Raw genomic sequence first — 16622 nt, 5'->3', positions numbered from 1 at the left:
ATCGATGATCAGACACTCACCGTGCTGCCCACGCCCGGTACACCTGGATGGATGAGCCCGGAGCAGGTCGGATCTACCCCTACCCACGGCGATTGGCGAAGTGATCAGTTTGTCCTAGGAGCTATCGGCTACCGACTGCTCACCGGCGTGGCGCCGTTTTACGCACCAAACATAATGGATTGCTGGGTGGCACCAGCGGTGCAGTCACCCCGGAGTATCCGGGCCATCGACCCGGAACTCCCTAACGCCGTTGCAGACGTGGTCGAGCGTATGATCCGAAAGCAGCCCCACCGGCGATACCTCCAGGTAAGCGAGTTGATCGCAGACCTGAAGCGAGCCGCTACGGCATTGGAAGACGCTGGCCCTGCTGCGGAAAGCAACACCGGATTCTTCGTGAATATTGGATTCACGAAGAATTGGGCGGAGAACGATTTTCTGTCAGTGCTAAGACCGACTGGGACCGTCATCGACATGCAGGCTGGTGGCCGTACTGCGGAGTTCGCCGATGCTGCACGCGCGGCGTCCTCCCTCGTCATTGCCGATCCAGCGACACAGTTTGCCCGCAGCCCCCTGGAATTCAGACCTGCCGGATACAAGAAGCTGGCGTACGGGGAGGGACCAACCTTAACTGGATTCGCCGATGATGCCGCACGGACAGGCTGGTGCCAGACCGTTTGGGACGCAGCATGTGCCGACAACCCGGACATTGCAATCGCGCCGTACTTTTACGCCGGCGAAGGGGAGCTGTCTTGGGTCCGGGAGAGCCTTGCGTGCGCGCGAGTGTTTTCCGACTTCGCTACAGCTGCTGAGGATCCGCCCATCGTCTGGACCGGAATTCTGATCCATGCCAATTGGCTGGCCAACGACGTAGCCAGAGACCAGCTGCTTACTGAGCTTACGGGACAGCCGATGAACGTCTTGCATGTTTTGGTGCACACCAGCCAGCCGTCGTTTGGGCCACTTTCAGACGCGGACGTTTTGCGGGGATTCAGGGACCTGTTCGAAGTGATGCGTGACGCCGGCGTGACAGTGGTGGTCGGCAAGCGCGCAAGCAGCGGTCTGCTCTTACTTGCCCTAGGTAGCGACGGGTGGAGCAGCGGTGTCACTGCCAACCTCATGAACGGGGCTCCTCACCCGGAGGCGACCACCGACGGAACCCGTGCGCTGGACCGTGTTTACGTCCCGAAGCTACTGAACTTGATTACGCTGTCGACTTTTGCCCTGATGCGGCAAGCGAACCACCCCGAGCTAGTGGAACTCGGTACACACGAGGCCAAACAGCTGCTCGCCAGCAATCCGGACTTGGATTCGTTGACTACGGCTGAACGGGTTCTGCTGCTCCAGCACAACCTCGTAGCGCAAAAAACGCAGGTCGAGGAGCTATCTGCGATGCCCGCCGGTCAACGCATCTCGGTTGTCCGCGAGTGGGTCAGGGATGCGACGGTCTCCTACCGAGCACTGCCGCCGACTCGAGTTGCAAGCGAGGGGCCTACGTTTCTGACTGCTTGGGAAGCAGCTCTCAGCTGAAGACCAAATTGCGGCCGCGTGACCCTGCTATCCGCCCGTCCGTGCGTTGACTCGCGGCGAGGACCCGCTCGCTTGCCACCCGTCGTCGACCGGCTGTTGCCAATGAGACCTCGGATGGCTCAACGACCTCCTCGCAAGCGCTAGGATGCACTGCGAGCAGGCCTATGCCGAGTTCGCGCGCACGATCCATGGCCACGGGAGTCACCTTGCCAGCAGGTACGGCGAAATAGGACGCGTCGGCGAACACCCGGTAGGAGTACGCCTGCGCGAATCCGCGCTCGGACGCGGATAGCTTCAACTCAACCGCGTTCAGACTCACGAAAGGATCGAGCGGATGCTTTAGGGCACGGAAACCCTTCGCTGTACTCTCGAGGAGTGCGCGTTCGACTAATGGCGAGAGTGCCCGCTTCGCCAGCGACGCGAAGCCATGAGGGGCCCACGAACGGAGGTCGGCTTCGGTGCGCGCCGTCCGGCAATACTCCAGGACGGCAAGTTGAACGGCGTCGGTGATCGGATCCGCCTGACGGCGCCGATTGCGGAGTTTTCTCGATGGACCCATGCCGGCAACAAGGTCTGGAATGCCCGCGCCGACCTCGACTTCGTGCGCAATACACGAGCTACCGTTCTCGTGCAGCCAGGCCACGACGGGGCTCGCGAGTTCTACTTCAGCTGCGAACATTGTGCCCCCTGTTCCTGCTACACCGCGTGCATCCTATGAAATTAACACATTAGACCCATTCCTAGGGCCGTGGGGTTCGTGGTGAGTGGTGGGACGCCCCAGTCCCGAAACGCAAACAGATGGCCTCCAGACGCACTGGCTGGAGAGTGGATCACGGAGCAACGTGAAGGTCCGCAAGGCAGAGTTCGACGTCAGGCCCGATGGGATCTGTGCCGGCTAAGTGCCAAGGGATGGTTCCAGGCAAGTAGGAAGCTAGTGCAAAAGCTGGAAAACCCGATAAAGGAATCCAGCGGCCTGCTGGCGTCGCGTTTCGCGCACTTCAGCTTCGGCCTCTTTGAGATATTTCCTGTAAATTGTCTCGTTCATGAGATCCGGCAAAACGAGGGGTTGGGGGAGGGTAATCGATCCCTTCGCCACTGGAGCCTTGATTGTCACGGACGCACTCGTAGGGACCGTTTTGTTACTCGGCGAGGCACTTGTACGTGTCCGACGATGCCTGAACCGAGACTTCTTTAATTGCCGTTTGCTACGTGTGGCCACTTTGTCGCCTCCTTGGTGACTAGCGTATCGCTGGGGACTGTCATTTTGCCCTGACTGAGGCGAATGATCCGCTTAGTAGGTTGGCTGCGAGTGTTGCAACCTTTAGATCCTCCTTTGTGAGACCGTCCTTTGGCGCTGCGTCGATGGTCAGCATTCCGTAGTGACCTCGGACTGTGGCGATGGGGGCTGCTATGTACGACTTATAGCCGGTCCCGCTACCCTGCCAGCCCGGATCTGCTTTCTCGGTGTTCTCGATCAGTTTTGAAGGGGCGTTTGAGGTTACGAAGTCTATGGCTTTGTCTCCTCTGCCACCATCTCCCTTCACAAACGGGCCAGAAGGCTGCCGCCGGCCCTCCCACCGGAGTGGTGTCAGTTCGGTGGAGTCCCCGTTCATTTCATAGATCACGACTCTTACGTTTTTCAAATTTGGGTACGAACGAATGAGGTACCCGGCCATTCTCCCCGCTAACTCGTCCCTGCGTGCCTCGCGCTTCGCCTTTGGTTGCCCTATTGAATCCGCGGCAAACCGGGCGGACTCGCCAAAGAGTCTGATCAAAAGCGATGAATTGACTTCGCCCCACGCTGCTAGGGCATCCCACCACCTGCGGGTCGCAGTAAGTAGGACCCATAGTCCGACTGAGATGAAGAACCATAGGCGGACGTCGGCAAGTTTTGGACCCCAAAGGAAGCTCCAGTCGGAGTTCTCGGCGGCAAAAAAGGCGCCCATTGCGGCTCCAATGAAGAACCCCGGCGCTATCCCGCTGGCTTTCCACAACAACGTCAGCACCCATCGAAGGGCCCCCAAAGACCAACGTTTGAAGCGCAGCATCAGATCATTGTATTTGCGTCCTGGGCTTGGACAGAAGCATCTGCCAGTTTCCCATCTCAGATGTCCAGGAGCACCTGGACATCTGATGCTTCGGCCGCTCCCGGGTCAGGACGACTGCGGCTAGGCAGGCGTGATCGCAGAAAAGACTCATGGCTCCACGCTACGTCGCCCGTCTAGGTCCGGCCGGAGTCCTCCAAGGGCGAGGGCCTGCTGTCCAAAATGTCAACAGGGCGGGATCCAGCGAGACGTCTGGACAGGCTGACCATCCAGACTGCGCAGCAATTGTGCGGGATCTTCGGGTCCATGGCGCGCTGAAAAAGGTCCACCACCGTCGGTTGGAGCTGGTCGCCAGGGAGGAACTGGAATCCAGGGCGAAAGTGCCCTCGCCGATGAAGACGCGTACGAGCTGCCGCGTCACTGGTTCCGGATCTTTCATTGGCTCCGAGAGCCGGCACCGGACCTACTCCAGGCGGGCAGCGACGCGAACTCCGTCCTGATCCCTTCCCAGGTCTCGTCGCTGATGGGTTGACAGTTCAATCTCACCGAGACCTAGTACCCGTCGGCGATGGACTCCAGGAGCCCCTGACTGGAGGGCGGATCGCGGCGCAACGTAATACGTTCGCAATGCGGAGTTCGAGGTCAGGCCAACCCTGGACGGGCCAGTATTCGGGGCTCACCAGGTCACCGCTGCCCACGGCCGCCATGCGCCGGGTGTCCCACTTTTCGTCCCGCGTGAACCAGTGCACGGGTCGGCAATGACGGCCCGTACGCGGCTGTTGTAGCGGGTTGCCAGCCGGCGTGAGAGGCAAGATACTCCATCCAAGAGCTCACCAGTTCGACCCCCAGGACTATTACCAGCTCTGCCAGGTACTGGGGCCGGTTGCGCTGCGCCAGGTCGTCTACGACGGTATGCATGCGTCCAGTGAGCTCGGTGGGGCCTTCGGCTCCTCGGCTGCGATGCGCGTGAGAGTCTTGCGGCCATCCTCGGATCGTCGTAGATGAGTCCCATGGCCCCACGCTACGCACAGCGGGCCTAGTTGTCAGTGATCGGCTCCTGCAGCCGAAGGCCCGATGCGGGATCCGGGCGCAGCTCAAGGTCCGCGGCTGTCGTCCATTTCGGATGTTGGGGGAACCGGGTGGGCGGCCGCGCGTCCCGGCCGTTCCGCCAGCCGGGAAGAGCAGGTTGAGCTATGTTTCTTTGTCCGGCGCCAGTTGGTTGTGGCGGTCCTTCATGGGTTGGATGTACAGCCACATGCCCAGGAGCCGTTCTTCGGTGTCTGTCTGTTTGTGGCGGGCCAGCCGTTCCCGGCGGCCACGTAGGCGGTGAGTTCGTTCATGCGTTGTTTCCAGAGGGCTTCGTTGTTGGATGTGCGGGTGCGCTGTTCCCAGCCGGGGATGTCCTGAAGGCCGTCGCTCTACGTGGGGGAGAGACCTCCCCGGTCGCGGTCCTGGCCGGCGTCTCGTTAGCCACGTGGCTAGGGAAGGCTCCCGCGCAGAGGATGACTCGCTCAAGGGCAGCCGCCCTTCGGCCCGGTACAGGGCGATGGTTGTCGTTGAGGTTTCGCAGCCCGGCTGCGGGGATGCGGGTGACCGGCGGTGGGCTGGATGCGTTGCAGTGGTCGTCCCGGATGGACGGTTCCGTGGTGGCGGCGATAGCCAGGTGGTAGCGGGCGATGCTTTGGCCGGGCTTCGCGGCGGCGGCAATTTGCGTGGTAGTAAGGCCTTGCCAGTTACATCTAGACCCACTCCGGGTGTGGCATCTACGGGCCGGTATCGACGCCGGCAAAACCCATCACTGCGTCGTCATCGATGCCGAGGGGAGCCGTTTGCTCTCGCACAGGGCCACCGCATGTGGAAGCCGAACGTGTCTGGCGGCCCGAGGCCTTCGGGGATGCTGAGTGCCCGGTCGCGGGGCAGATGCGCCCTTTCATGCAAGCGTTTTCGGCCATCGTCCCGAAGTTAGGGCATTCTGTGTGGTTGGAGCTCCTTCTGCTCTGTTCCCGGACGACCTGACCTCCGGGAACCTTATGGTAGCCCTCGCCAATGCGACACGTTTACGACACGCTTTGAACAGGAACTGCAGGGAATTGACGGGTATGGTTTTGAAATCAATAGTTGCAAGATTGCTGGTCAGGACCCGTTTCGGGGCATCTTAGGGATCTACCGGTACGCCCCGCCTTGTAAAGCGGGGGTCGTCGGTTCGAATCCGACAGGAGGCTCCAATTGTGTCTCTGCCGCAGGTTCAGGCTTGAGGGCGCGTATCCAGCGGTACGCTGCCGCCGACCTCCATCGCCTCATGGATCTGCAGGGCAAACCAGAGCTGGGCCATGGTTGACGTTTCGGTCACGTCCATCCCTATCAGCTCACTGATCTTACGGATCCGGTAAATGGTGGTCTGCCGGTGCGCGAACAGGGCGGTTGCCGTCTTCTGCCAGGACCGTTGCATGTCTGCACTCCCGTGAGCTGCTTGCCCTCTTGGGGGGCCTCACCGGTATCAACATCGTGGGGGCCGATGTCGTCGAAGTAGCCCCCGCTTACGACCACGCGGACATCACCACTCTCGCGGCAACGACTCTGGTCTTTGACCTTCTCGGGCTGATGGTGAACCGCTCCGAAGGAGCGACGAGAACAGGCGCCGAAACGCTGGAAGCCGCGGCGGTTTACGCCCCATGCCCTTGCTGGCCCGCGGACGCCGTGGGCCAGCAACGGCGCCGGAACGGCCCCTCGAATACAAGCCCGCGACCGGCTTCGTTGCCATTGCCGGATGAAGGCTGGACCGTGGGTACAACCGACCGTTGCCAGTTCCCGGGGGAGGGCCTAGACTCGGCCCACAACCCCAGCCGGGGAGAACTCCAGAACCCTTCACTCATCCTCTGTTCTGGGCGTGCGGATAGGTTCGTGTTCTGGGCAAAGCAGAACAGGAGTCGACCATGACTAAGTATCTTTTCCAAGCAAATTATGTGGGTCAGGGCATCAAAGGCCTGATGCAGGAGGGTGGGTCCAAGCGTCGGGACGCGGTTGTAAAGGCCTTGGAGTCGGTTGGGGGATCACTGGAATGCATCTACTACGCGTTCGGCGAGACGGATGTCCTTGGGGTCTTCGACGTTCCCGATCAGCCGAGTGCTGTTGCCCTTTCCCTGATGATCAATTCCACCGGCGCCGTGGACCTTCATCTCACGCCGCTCATGACTCCCGAGGATATTGACGCAGCTGTGGGCAAGACTCCTGTCTACCGGGCCCCTGGTCAGTAACGGCTTCGACTGGGCTGCCTCGTGCAGCACCAGTCGAACCTTCGGTCACTAGAAGGGACGGCCGGCAGGACCCACCAGGGAGCCGCAAGTTCCCTTCAGAGATATCCGAAAAAATCCTGTCTGGTTTCGGCGTCCAACCCTTAGGATCAGGAAAGTGCCGGTAGGCACCACCTGACCACCGAAGCTGCGGTAGCTACGGCCGCACCGGATGCGATGCGGGCCGCCCGCCGGGTGGGATGAACGGCAGGCGGGCGCGTCGCGTCGGCCGGCGGGAGGGGCAGCGCGGTATCCACAGCGGCCTCCTCGGGTGGGTTTTGCAGGCCTCAGCGGCCTGCGAATCCATCCTGTAGGCGCCTTCTCAGATTTCGCCCCCGGATACGGTCAAGGTTGCATCAATACGGTTCCGGCCGCGCCTTGGACAAATCCTGTAGACGGCGAACCAACGAAATCTGTCTGGTTGGCCACACTGTTGCCCAAGTAGCGGCATAATGACCTAAACTGCTTCACTGAGGTGCCTGAAATGGTGCCGTGCAGCGACGAAAGTGAACACGCCATGGCTACCGATTACGACGCTCCACGCAAGACTGACGACGAGGCTTCCGCCGAGTCGCTGGAGGCCCTGCAGGCATCCCGCAGCGGCAGTGCCCAGACCGCAGTCATCGACGTCGACGAAACCGACACCGCCGAAGGCATCGACCTTCCCGGAGCCGATCTCTCCGGCGAAGAACTGACCGTCATTGTGGTTCCCGAACAGTCCGATGAGTTCACCTGCTCATCCTGCTTCCTGGTCCGGCACCGGTCCCAGATTGCACGCGAAAAGAACGGCCTGAAGTACTGCATCGAGTGCGAAGGCTGAACGGCCGACGGCGGCACTCCGGTGAGGTGCGCCGGCGTCGTTATTATGCATAACGGCAGGGTGCAGAAACGGTGTTAAAAGCGTTTCGATGGCCCCGCAAAGTGCTTCAGGATTACGCCCGCGTGACCGGAACCAAGGCCGATTAACGGTTCCGTGCCGAAGCGGCAACAACCCTTTTGAGTGGCCTTGGAGACTCCTACGCTTGAGCTACCTAATCACTCGAAGGGTGGCCCACAATGAAAAAGATTCATACGTGGCTGACAGTCATTTTGATGGCTGTCGGATTGGGTTTCCTGGCTCCGGGGCCCGCCTCGGCAACCACATCGTATTGCGGACTCGTATGGGGATCGCTGGCTGAATCAGACCCGGCCATGAGCACCGCATCCGTCACCAACGTCCGGACAGGGCAGCACTACTGCTTTGACCGGATGGTGGTTGATCTCAACGGCCCTGTTGCCGGCTACACGGTTCAGTACGTTCCGACCGTGGTCCAGGACGGTTCAGGTTTTGAAATCCCACTGTTGGGCTCAGCATTCCTCCAGGTAACTGTGAACGCACCGTCCTATGACAGCAATTACAACGTCACCTACAGCCCGGCGGCAAAGGCCGAACTGTCGAACGTGTCGGGATACCAGACCTTCCGGCAGGTGGCCTACGCAGGCAGCTTCGAAGGCTACACCAGCATCGGACTGGGCGTCCGTGCCCGGCTCCCGTTCCGGGTCTTCACCCTGGACGGCCCCGGATCCGGATCCCGCATGGTGGTGGATGTAGCGCACTTCTGGTGACCCGCGGTTCGCTGCTGAACCGCCGTTGAGGCAAGATCAGGAAACCAAAACGGCGCCCTGCTCCGGAGACTTTCCGGGCAGGGCGCCGTGCTGTGGGTGGGGCAACTACTCCGGGACCACCAGTGCAGGAGTGTCCCGGCGGATGGTTTCGCCGCGGAAGAACCCCGGGCGGAGGCGTGCCATGATCACCATCAGCACAGCCCCGAGCGCCAGGATCCCGATGCCCAGGACAAAGACCAGTCCAACCCCGAAGACCTCGGAGCCGCTGCCGAACTCCGGCGCCCAGCTGTCGATGGCTGTCTGCAGGAAAACCACAAACAATCCGACACCGCCCGCTACCGGGCAGAGCAGCCGCAGCATGAAGTTGCGGACGCTGCTGAACACACTGTTCCGGAAGTACCAGGCGCAGGCGATCGCGGTCAGGCCGTAGTAGAAGCAGATCATCAGGCCGAGGGCCAGGATGGTGTCGTTCAGGACGTTTTCGCTGATCACATGCATCACCGCGTAGAACCCAGCGGACAGGATGCCCGCCGCCACTGTGGCGAAGCCCGGCGTCGAGAAACGCTTGCTGATGTGGCTGAACGGCGCAGGCAGCGCGCCGTAGTGGGCCATGGCCAGCAGGCTGCGCGACGGAGACGTGAACGTGGACTGCAGGGACGCGGCGGAACTGGACAACACCGCGAGCGACATCAGGATGGCGAACGGCCCCATGATCGGCGAGGCCAGCGCCGTGAAGAGATTCTCGTGGTTCTCAGCGTTGTTCAGGCCTATCCCCGTATCGCCGACGCCGGCGAACATCATGGTGGAAATGGTCACCAGCAGATAGATCCCCAGGACAACGACGGCGGTGAGGGTGCCGGCCAGTCCGGCCGTCTTTTTGCCGTTGGCGGTTTCCTCATTCACAGTCAGGCACACGTCCCAGCCCCAGTAGACAAAGATCGACAGCGAGATGCCGGCAGCGATCTGCCCGAACGTCTCGATCCTGGTGACGTCGAACCACTCCCAGCTGAACGGGATGGCCGTTTCCGACGTGGACCAGTTCGCAAACGCCATGGCCACGAAAAGCCCCAGGACCAGCAGCTGGAATCCGACGAGTCCGTACTGGACCAGCTTGGTGGTGTGCAGGCCGCGGTAGCTCACCCACACGGCGAGGGCCACGAACACGAAGCACGTCAGGACGTTCAACGGCTTATTGGCCGCGAGGTCCGCGAGTTCAGGCGCACCCGTCAGCTGCGACAGGAAGAGATAGAAGAAATCGACGGCCACGCCCGCAAGGTTGGACAGGACGATGATGTTGGCGGCGAGCAGTCCCCAGCCGCCCATCCAGCCCACCCAGGGGCCAAACGCTTTGGTGACCCAGGTGAACGTGGTGCCGCTGTCCGGGGAATCGGCGTTGAGTTCCCGGTAGGCGAGTGACACCAGGATCATGGGGATGAACCCGATCAGGAAAATGACGGGCAACTGGAGCCCCGCCTCATTAACGGTGGGGCCCAGGGCGCTGGTCAGCGTGTAGGCCGGTGCGATGGTGGAAATGCCGAGAACGACGACGGCGAGGAGGCCCAGCTGCCCGCCCTTCAGTCCTTTTGCGGTGATGCCGTGCGCCGAGCCGGCCGGGTCGGTCCCGGATGGCTGGCTTGCGGGGGTGCTCGTACGGGTGGTTTGAGTCATTGTCCAGCGCTTTCTACGAGGCAGCAGGCTGCTGTTGGGTGATGCAGTGGATGCCGCCGCCGCGGGCGAAGAGCTCACGGGCGTCAATGCCGACCACACGCCGGCCGGGGTAGGCTTCCGCCAGGATCTGCAGCGCCTTGTCATCGTTGGGGTCCCCGAAGGTACAGGCGATGACGCCGCCGTTGACCACGACGTGGTTGATGTAGCTGTAGTCGACAAAGCCTTCGTCATCCCAGAGCACTTCAGGGGCGGGGACTTCGATGATGGTCCACTCCCGGCCGGCCGCGTCCCTCGTGGTGCGGAGGTGCTCGATGATGTCGCGGCTCACCTGGAAGTCCGGGTGGCGGGGGTCCTGCTGGGAATGCACCAGCAGTGTGCCGGGGGAGGGGATGGCGGCCACGATGTCCACATGACCGCGCGTGCCGAACCGTTCCGAGTCGCGGGCCAGCCCGCGCGGGAGCCAGACCACGTGGGTTGCGCCGATGGTCCGGGCGAGCTCGGCTTCGACGTCGGCGCGGCTGAGTCCCGGGTTGCGGCCCGGATCCAGCTGCACGGTTTCGGTCACCAGCACGGTTCCCTGGCCGTCCACCTGGATGCCGCCGCCTTCGTTGACCAGCGCGGACACGATGTGCATGGCGCCGGCACGGCCCGAGACTTCGGCGGCGATCAGCGCGTCCTTGTCCCAGCGCGCCCAGTCCTGGGCGCCCCAGCCGTTGAAGACCCAGTCGACGGCGCCGAGGCTCCCGTCCTGGTCCAGCACAAACGTGGGGCCGATGTCCCGCATCCATGCATCGTTGAGCGGGGCGGCAAGTACCTCGACGTTCCGGTTCAGATGGCGGGCGGCGATGCCGACGTCGTCGGGGTGCACCACCACGGTGACGGGCTCAAATTCGACGGCGGCGTTGGCCACCGCTGCCCAGATGGACCGGGCAGCGTGGGCATCCTCCTCCGTGTCGCCCAGCGTGTAGCCGCCGGTGGGAAAGGCCATCCACAGCCTCTCCTGCGGGGCGGTCTCGGCGGGCATGAGCCACGTGCTCATGCGGTCACCTGCGCGGATGCGAGGACTTCGCCGCCGAGCGGCTGGTCACGGCGTACGGGTTCCGTAAGCCGGCCGTAGGTATCGGGGCGGCGCGTGGACAGGAAGGGGAAAAGCGTCAGCCAGTCCCGCCGCTGGTCCAGGTCGAGGTCTGCCACCAGCACTGCGGAGGCGTCACGCGGGGCCTGCACGAGGACGCGGCCGTAGGGGTCGGAGATGAAGGAGGAGCCGTAGAAGTTCAGCGTTCCTTCACTGCCCCAGCGGTTGGGGGCGATCATAAAGAGCCCGTTGGCGATGCCGTTGCCCACGATGACCTGCTGCCACAGCGGCTGGGTGTCGAAGTCAGGGTGGTCCGGTTCGGAGCCGATGGCGGTGGGGTAGACCAGGATCTCTGCGCCACCGAGGGAGTAGAGCCGGGCCACCTCCGGGAACCATTCGTCCCAGCAGGTGGGCATGCCCAGCCGGGCGCCGCCCAGTTCTGCCGGCGCGTGGACCTCGTAGGCATCCGCGGCCGCCGGCCCCTGGCGAAAGAACTTGTCTTCGTAGTAGCCGGCGGTGACCGGGATGTGGAGCTTGTGCGTGCGGGCGAGCAGTTCGCCCTCGGACGACACCAGGATGGCGGTGTTCAGCCCGAGGCCGTCGTCGCTGCCGTCAGGGTTCGGTGCCTGCTGGTACAGCGAGGCATGGACAGCGACGCCGTGGCGGCGGGCCGACCCGGCAGCAAACCGGAACGTGGGTCCGGTGAGCAGGTCCTCAGCGGTGTCCGACGGCCGGGGCCGCACCGCGCCAGGGCGCGTGGTGTCATTTTCGGGGCGCGTGTCCGCGGGGTAGCGGGAAAGCGTGAGTTCGGGGAGGAATACGACCGTGGCACCGAGCCTGGCGGCGCGGCCGATTCCTTCATCGAGTTCCGCCTGCAGGACGGCAATGTCTGCATGCCAGCGGTGCTGCACAACGCCCACCCGCAGGGCAGGGCGGACGGACGGCGTTGTCCGGGCCAGGGACGTGGGTGAGTCGAGGCAGGAAATTTCAATCATGTGCTTACTTCCAGTGAGACGACCGTCACTAAATGAATGACGTTCATTTAGTATGGAGGGTGGACGGCTTTCGCGCAATGGTTTATATGAATTCCATTCTTTTGTCTTGCTCCGTGAGATTAGTAAGCTCACTGAGAAATTTGCTTTCGGCCTGCCGCGATCGATCCCGCGGCTGATAGCGTCGGGACTACTGGACCAATCGAGGAGGATTCATGAAAGCTTCACCGACCCTGACCAATAACCTGCAGGCCGTACTTGCGGACCTGATTGAGCTGCACATCCAGGGCAAGCAGGCCCACTGGAACATTGTGGGGACCAACTTCCGCGACCTTCACCTGCAGCTGGACGAAATCGTGGATGCCGCCCGGCAGTTCGCGGATGATATGGCCGAGCGGATGCGCGCCCTGCATGCCCTGCCGGACGGCCGCAGTGCCACCGTGGCCAAGTCCACCAGCCTCGCGCAGTTCCCCGAAGGCCTCATTAACACGAAGGACGCCATCGAGCGGATCGTCGCCGCGCTTGAGGGTGCCGTGGGCACCATGCGCAAGGTCCATGACGAAGTGGACGAAGAGGATCCCACCACCGCGGACCTGCTTCATGAATTCATCGCCAAGCTGGAGCAGTACGCGTGGATGGTGAACGCCGAGACCATGAAGGCCTCCGCCAGCGTCACCGCCCCTGACGCCAAGTAGTCGCCGGCCCATAGTGAGGCCACAAGCGCACGGCGCCGGAATGACTTCCGGCGCCGTGCGCTGTTTATGCGCTCGCCGGCTTGCCGGAGACGGGCGCCTAGTCCGCCGTCGGAACTTTCCGGAGTACGACGGCGGCAAGGGCTGCCGCGCCCGCCATCAGTACCAGCGCAATCGCCGCAGTGGTGTGGACGCCCGAATCAAACGCCAGGCGTGCTGCGCCGCGGAGGGCTTCGGCCAGCGGAGCAGGCAGGCCGGCGGCCAGTTCCACGGCGCCCGCCAGAGTTTCACCCGCCTGGTGTACTGCAGTGCCCGACGCCGTTTCCTCCACCCCGGCCGGAAGCCGGAGATTGTGCTGGTAGGAAGCGGTCAGGATGGAGCCCAGCACCGCCGTCCCCAGCAGTGACCCCACCTCATAGCCCGTTTCGGAGATGGCGGCCGCCGCTCCTGACTTCTCCGCTGGAACGGAGCCCAGGATGAGGTCATTGGAAATGGTTTCCGCTGTGCCCACGCCCAGGGCGAGGATCAGCAGCGCGGCCAGCAGGAGGGCCGGCCCGGAGCCGTGGTCACCGAAGACTACGATTCCGTAGCCCGCGGCGCTCAGGGCCAGGCCACCCGCCACCACAAAGCCCGGACGCACCTTCCGGACCAGCGGCACCACTGCCAGCCCAGCCAGCACTGTGGCCACCAGTGCCGGGATCATGGCAATTCCGGCGGCCGACGGCGTCATTCCGTCCAGGAGCTGCAGGTGCTGGGCGAGGAACAGGATGAAGCCGTTGAAGGAGAACAGGGCCAGCACGTTTGCCGTGATGGCAGTGCTGAAGACCCGGTTGCCGAACAGGGACATGTCCAGCAGGGGGCTGGCCAGCCGCTGCTGGCGGCGGACAAAGACGACGCCCATGGCCAGGCCAAAGGCAACAAGACCCACAGGAGTGGCCCCGAAACCATCGGTCGCCAGCTCCTTGATGCCATACACAATGGGCACCATTACCAGCAGGGACAGGGCGATGCTGGGCACGTCCACCCGGCCGGGGCGCGGATCTTTTGATTCCGGGATGAATGCAGGGCCGAACGCCAGCAGGGGCAGCATGATGGGCACGGCGACCAGCAGGATGGCGCCCCACCAGAACTGCTCCACCAGCCACCCGCCGAAGATGGGACCCAGGGCGGCGCCGCCGGAGAAGCCGGCAGCCCAGATGGCAACGGCCAGCCGACGCCGGTTTGGATCCGGAAAAATGTTGCGGATCAGGGACAGGGTTGAGGGCATCAGCATGGCCCCGAAGAACCCCAGCAGGGCCCGTCCCGCTATCAGCCACTCCGCGGTGGGGGCAAAGGCTGTTGCCGCTGAGACCGCGGCGAAACCAACACTGCCGGCCAGCAGCAGCCGGCGGCGCCCGATCCGGTCGCCCAGGCTGCCCATGGCGACCAGCAATCCGGCAAGCACCAGGGGATAGGCGTCCACAATCCACAGCAGCTGGACTCCGGTTGTCTCCAGGCTGCTCGCAATGGCCGGAAGCGCGAACGTCAACGCAGTGTTGTCCACCGCAACCAGGAGTACCGGAAACATCAGCAGAGCCAGCGCGAGCCAATCGCGCCAGGGCGCCTTGGCGGGCCCTGACGGCCTGAAATCGGCGGCCGTGGTGGATGTGCTTCGGGTGTTCTGGTTGGACTGTGCGGACAACGTCATGCTGATAACTATACCGTCCAGACGGTACAGTTAAGAAACGGGACCCGGAGCGTGCATGATTGAAGCCATGGCCAGAAATCCCGTCGCACGCGACGCAGTCCTCGACGCTTTTGAAGAACTCCTGATCGACGTGGGGGAGCGGGCTGCCACTTTGGATGCTGTGGCCAAGCGGGCAGGCGTGTCCAAGGGCGGGCTGCTCTATCACTTCCCCAACAAGGAGGCGCTGATCGCTGCGGTGCTGGAGCGGCTGGACCGACTGGCCGTCGAGGACCTCGCGCTGATGGCCGCAGCAGCCGAAGGTGCGGCGGCCTACTTCATCCGTTCCTCGCTCTGGTCCGACTCGCCCATGGACCGGTCCTTCGTGGCCGCCACGCGCCTGGCTGAAGTGGCCCATGAAGAGGCCCGGCGCCGCTTTGCCGCCATCCAGCAGCAATGGTTGGACCTGATCGCGGCCGACGTCGGCACGGCCATGGCGAAAGCCGTGCTGTATATGGGGGACGGGCTGTATTTCAACGCCATGTGGGAAAGCGGCACCACCGGGGACGGCAGGGGCAGGCACGGAGACATTGAGGAGCTCCTCGCTGCCGTGGAGCGGCTTCGCGGCTGAACCCGCCGACCTCATTTGCCCGGTGGCCCGGGGCGTAGGAGAATTGGACGGCGTGGCGACCATCTGCGGCCGCCACAAAATCTGAATATATGCCTTTGATCTGCGGCGGGAGAGTTCTGTTAGCAGGTACAACAGGCGCCGTAGGAGCAAATCCTCCCCAGGAATCTCTCAGGCCCACGTACCGCCGCGGCCAGGCAACTCTGGAAAGTGGCAGGCCGTCCGCCTGAAGCGTCCCGGATCACTCCGGAATGTCAGGACCGCTGTGCCCACCGACGGTGCAAGCGCAGCCCAGCGGAAGCAGGCTGCGCGGAAACTCTCAGGTCCCAGACAGAGCGGGGAGGAACCCGAGTCGATGTGGCGCACCCTGCGCCCGCCTTAGTAATGGAGTTCCTTGTGAGTGTTAATTCGGCCTCGGCCACTTTCGTCGACCGGCATATTGGCGCCCGCCGCCAGGCCGATATCGACTCCATGCTCAAGGCCGTCGGCTACGGCACTGTGGACGCGCTGGTGGATACTGCCGTCCCCAACGGCATCCGGCAGGATGCGGCCCTCCGCCTCAAGGACGCCCTGAGTGAGGTTGAGGTCCTTGCCGAGCTGCGGAAGCTCGCGGCGAAGAACAAGACTGCCGTGCAGATGATCGGCCAGGGCTACTACGACACGGTCACGCCTGCGGTGATCCGGCGGAACATCCTCGAGGCCCCGGCCTGGTACACCGCCTACACCCCGTACCAGCCCGAAATTTCCCAGGGCCGGCTCGAAGCGCTCCTGAACTTCCAGACCATGGTCCAGGATCTGGTGGGCCTGCCCATCGCGAACGCGTCGCTGCTCGATGAAGCCACCGCCGTCGCCGAGGCCGTGCTGATGATGCGCCGCGCCAACAAGAACAAAGAAGCCCGCGACGGCAAGACCGTCCTCGATGCCGACTGCCTGCCGCAGACCATCGCGATTGTGAAGGGCCGCGCCGAGGCCCTGGGCTTCGAGGTGGAGGTCGCCGACCTCTCCAAGGGCCTGCCCAACGGCGTCATCAACGGCATTGTGCTGCAGCAGCCGGGTGTCTCGGGCCGGGTCTTCAACCACGCCGACGTGATCGCGGCTGCCAAGGAACGCGGCGCCCTCGTCACGGTCGCCGCGGACCTGCTGGCGCTGACGCTGATCACCCCTCCCGGGGAGCAGGGCGCGGACATCGCTGTCGGCTCCACCCAGCGCTTTGGTGTGCCGCTGTTCTTCGGCGGCCCTCACGCCGCCTACATGGCCGTAGCCAAGGGTCTCGAGCGGTCCATGCCCGGCCGCCTCGTCGGGGTCTCCAAGGACGACGCCGGGACCCCCGCCTACCGCCTGGCGCTGCAGACCCGTGAGCAGCACATCCGCCGCGAGAAGGCCACGTCCAACATCTGCACCGCGCAGGCGCTGCTGGCCATCGTTTCCTCGTTCTAC

At 63.4% G+C, this 16622-nt stretch carries 15 protein-coding genes, 1 tRNA gene and 2 riboswitches; of the genes, 9 read left to right on the top strand and 7 right to left on the bottom strand.

The window, feature by feature from the left end; genetic code table 11:
* A partial coding sequence (locus V6M49_RS19040; protein WP_442959765.1) for a hypothetical protein occupies nucleotides 1-1527 on the top strand: 1527 nt, incomplete at its 5' end.
* On the opposite strand, the gene V6M49_RS19035 is transcribed toward V6M49_RS19040, so the two are convergent.
* Together V6M49_RS19035 and V6M49_RS19030 are read right to left on the bottom strand one after the other, a co-directional pair.
* Complete coding sequence (locus V6M49_RS19035; protein ID WP_332762720.1) at nucleotides 1520-2206, bottom strand: hypothetical protein; 687 nt, start codon at nucleotides 2204-2206, stop codon at nucleotides 1520-1522. The two genes, V6M49_RS19040 and V6M49_RS19035, sit on opposite strands and share 8 nt — an antisense overlap.
* Before the next feature lie 580 nt (nucleotides 2207-2786).
* Complete coding sequence (locus V6M49_RS19030) at nucleotides 2787-3575, bottom strand: hypothetical protein (protein WP_332762719.1); 789 nt, start codon at nucleotides 3573-3575, stop codon at nucleotides 2787-2789.
* Nucleotides 3576-5722: 2147 nt separating this feature from the next.
* Between V6M49_RS19030 and V6M49_RS19025 the strand changes: the two genes are divergently transcribed.
* Nucleotides 5723-5797: transfer RNA gene (locus V6M49_RS19025), tRNA-OTHER, on the top strand.
* A gap of 20 nt (nucleotides 5798-5817) precedes the next feature.
* On the opposite strand, the gene V6M49_RS19020 is transcribed toward V6M49_RS19025, so the two are convergent.
* Nucleotides 5818-6021, bottom strand: coding sequence for a helix-turn-helix domain-containing protein (locus V6M49_RS19020; RefSeq protein WP_442959763.1), 204 nt, complete (start codon nucleotides 6019-6021; stop codon nucleotides 5818-5820).
* 56 nt (nucleotides 6022-6077) lie between these two features.
* On the opposite strand from V6M49_RS19020, the gene V6M49_RS19015 reads away from it, so the two are divergent.
* From V6M49_RS19015 to V6M49_RS19000, 4 genes are all read left to right on the top strand, one after another.
* The gene (locus V6M49_RS19015) at nucleotides 6078-6509 is read left to right on the top strand and encodes an arginase family protein (protein ID WP_332762721.1); all 432 of its coding nucleotides are present in this window, start codon (nucleotides 6078-6080) and stop codon (nucleotides 6507-6509) included.
* Nucleotides 6506-6826 (top strand): GYD domain-containing protein, encoded by a 321-nt coding sequence (locus V6M49_RS19010; RefSeq protein WP_141139538.1) that lies wholly within the window; start codon nucleotides 6506-6508, stop codon nucleotides 6824-6826. Before V6M49_RS19015 ends, V6M49_RS19010 begins: the two co-directional genes overlap by 4 nt.
* Before the next feature lie 553 nt (nucleotides 6827-7379).
* Nucleotides 7380-7682, top strand: coding sequence for a DUF4193 domain-containing protein (locus V6M49_RS19005; protein WP_104063859.1), 303 nt, complete (start codon nucleotides 7380-7382; stop codon nucleotides 7680-7682).
* A gap of 236 nt (nucleotides 7683-7918) precedes the next feature.
* On the top strand, nucleotides 7919-8467 hold the full coding sequence (locus V6M49_RS19000; RefSeq protein WP_254750641.1) for an AMIN-like domain-containing (lipo)protein: 549 nt from the start codon (nucleotides 7919-7921) through the stop codon (nucleotides 8465-8467).
* 105 nt (nucleotides 8468-8572) lie between these two features.
* Here the strand turns inward: V6M49_RS19000 and V6M49_RS18995 are convergent, their stop codons facing one another.
* Genes V6M49_RS18995 through V6M49_RS18985 form a run of 3 tightly spaced genes read right to left on the bottom strand, consistent with a single transcriptional unit; the run spans nucleotide 8573 to nucleotide 12205 of the window.
* Nucleotides 8573-10135, bottom strand: a complete 1563-nt coding sequence (locus V6M49_RS18995) for an APC family permease (RefSeq protein ID WP_141139540.1) — start codon at nucleotides 10133-10135, stop codon at nucleotides 8573-8575.
* Between the two features lie 13 nt (nucleotides 10136-10148).
* Nucleotides 10149-11174 (bottom strand): agmatine deiminase family protein, encoded by a 1026-nt coding sequence (locus V6M49_RS18990; RefSeq protein WP_332762715.1) that lies wholly within the window; start codon nucleotides 11172-11174, stop codon nucleotides 10149-10151.
* Complete coding sequence (locus V6M49_RS18985) at nucleotides 11171-12205, bottom strand: nitrilase-related carbon-nitrogen hydrolase (protein WP_332762713.1); 1035 nt, start codon at nucleotides 12203-12205, stop codon at nucleotides 11171-11173. Before V6M49_RS18985 ends, V6M49_RS18990 begins: the two co-directional genes overlap by 4 nt.
* Nucleotides 12206-12417: 212 nt before the next feature.
* Between V6M49_RS18985 and V6M49_RS18980 the strand changes: the two genes are divergently transcribed.
* Complete coding sequence (locus V6M49_RS18980; RefSeq protein ID WP_141139543.1) at nucleotides 12418-12897, top strand: Dps family protein; 480 nt, start codon at nucleotides 12418-12420, stop codon at nucleotides 12895-12897.
* Nucleotides 12898-12994: 97 nt separating this feature from the next.
* On the opposite strand, the gene V6M49_RS18975 is transcribed toward V6M49_RS18980, so the two are convergent.
* Nucleotides 12995-14581 carry an MFS transporter gene (locus V6M49_RS18975; RefSeq protein ID WP_141139544.1) on the bottom strand — a complete coding sequence of 529 codons (1587 nt, stop codon included), beginning with the start codon at nucleotides 14579-14581 and terminating at the stop codon, nucleotides 12995-12997.
* Between the two features lie 67 nt (nucleotides 14582-14648).
* On the opposite strand from V6M49_RS18975, the gene V6M49_RS18970 reads away from it, so the two are divergent.
* Complete coding sequence (locus V6M49_RS18970) at nucleotides 14649-15188, top strand: TetR/AcrR family transcriptional regulator (RefSeq protein WP_056347303.1); 540 nt, start codon at nucleotides 14649-14651, stop codon at nucleotides 15186-15188.
* A gap of 96 nt (nucleotides 15189-15284) precedes the next feature.
* Nucleotides 15285-15382: riboswitch (glycine riboswitch) on the top strand.
* 1 nt (nucleotide 15383) lies between these two features.
* A riboswitch (glycine riboswitch) is annotated at nucleotides 15384-15529 on the top strand.
* Between the two features lie 40 nt (nucleotides 15530-15569).
* On the top strand, nucleotides 15570-16622 hold a 1053-nt coding region (locus tag V6M49_RS18965), incomplete at its 3' end, for a glycine dehydrogenase (protein ID WP_442959767.1).

The organism is Pseudarthrobacter sp. (assembly GCF_036675385.1).
GTDB lineage: Bacteria > Actinomycetota > Actinomycetes > Actinomycetales > Micrococcaceae > Arthrobacter.
This window is presented reverse-complemented; position numbering and strand designations above follow the sequence as displayed.

Bases quoted from the DNA above. Each gene is read 5' to 3' on its own strand.
- V6M49_RS19035 (WP_332762720.1), bottom strand. From the start codon at position 2,206: ATGTTCGCAGCTGAAGTAGAACTCGCGAGCCCCGTCGTGGCCTGGCTG.
- V6M49_RS19030 (WP_332762719.1), bottom strand. From the start codon at position 3,575: ATGCTGCGCTTCAAACGTTGGTCTTTGGGGGCCCTTCGATGGGTGCTG.
- V6M49_RS19020 (WP_442959763.1), bottom strand. From the start codon at position 6,021: ATGCAACGGTCCTGGCAGAAGACGGCAACCGCCCTGTTCGCGCACCGG.
- V6M49_RS19010 (WP_141139538.1), top strand. From the start codon at position 6,506: ATGACTAAGTATCTTTTCCAAGCAAATTATGTGGGTCAGGGCATCAAA.
- V6M49_RS19005 (WP_104063859.1), top strand. From the start codon at position 7,380: ATGGCTACCGATTACGACGCTCCACGCAAGACTGACGACGAGGCTTCC.
- V6M49_RS19000 (WP_254750641.1), top strand. From the start codon at position 7,919: ATGAAAAAGATTCATACGTGGCTGACAGTCATTTTGATGGCTGTCGGA.
- V6M49_RS18995 (WP_141139540.1), bottom strand. From the start codon at position 10,135: ATGACTCAAACCACCCGTACGAGCACCCCCGCAAGCCAGCCATCCGGG.
- V6M49_RS18990 (WP_332762715.1), bottom strand. From the start codon at position 11,174: ATGAGCACGTGGCTCATGCCCGCCGAGACCGCCCCGCAGGAGAGGCTG.
- V6M49_RS18985 (WP_332762713.1), bottom strand. From the start codon at position 12,205: ATGATTGAAATTTCCTGCCTCGACTCACCCACGTCCCTGGCCCGGACA.
- V6M49_RS18980 (WP_141139543.1), top strand. From the start codon at position 12,418: ATGAAAGCTTCACCGACCCTGACCAATAACCTGCAGGCCGTACTTGCG.
- V6M49_RS18975 (WP_141139544.1), bottom strand. From the start codon at position 14,581: ATGACGTTGTCCGCACAGTCCAACCAGAACACCCGAAGCACATCCACC.
- V6M49_RS18970 (WP_056347303.1), top strand. From the start codon at position 14,649: ATGGCCAGAAATCCCGTCGCACGCGACGCAGTCCTCGACGCTTTTGAA.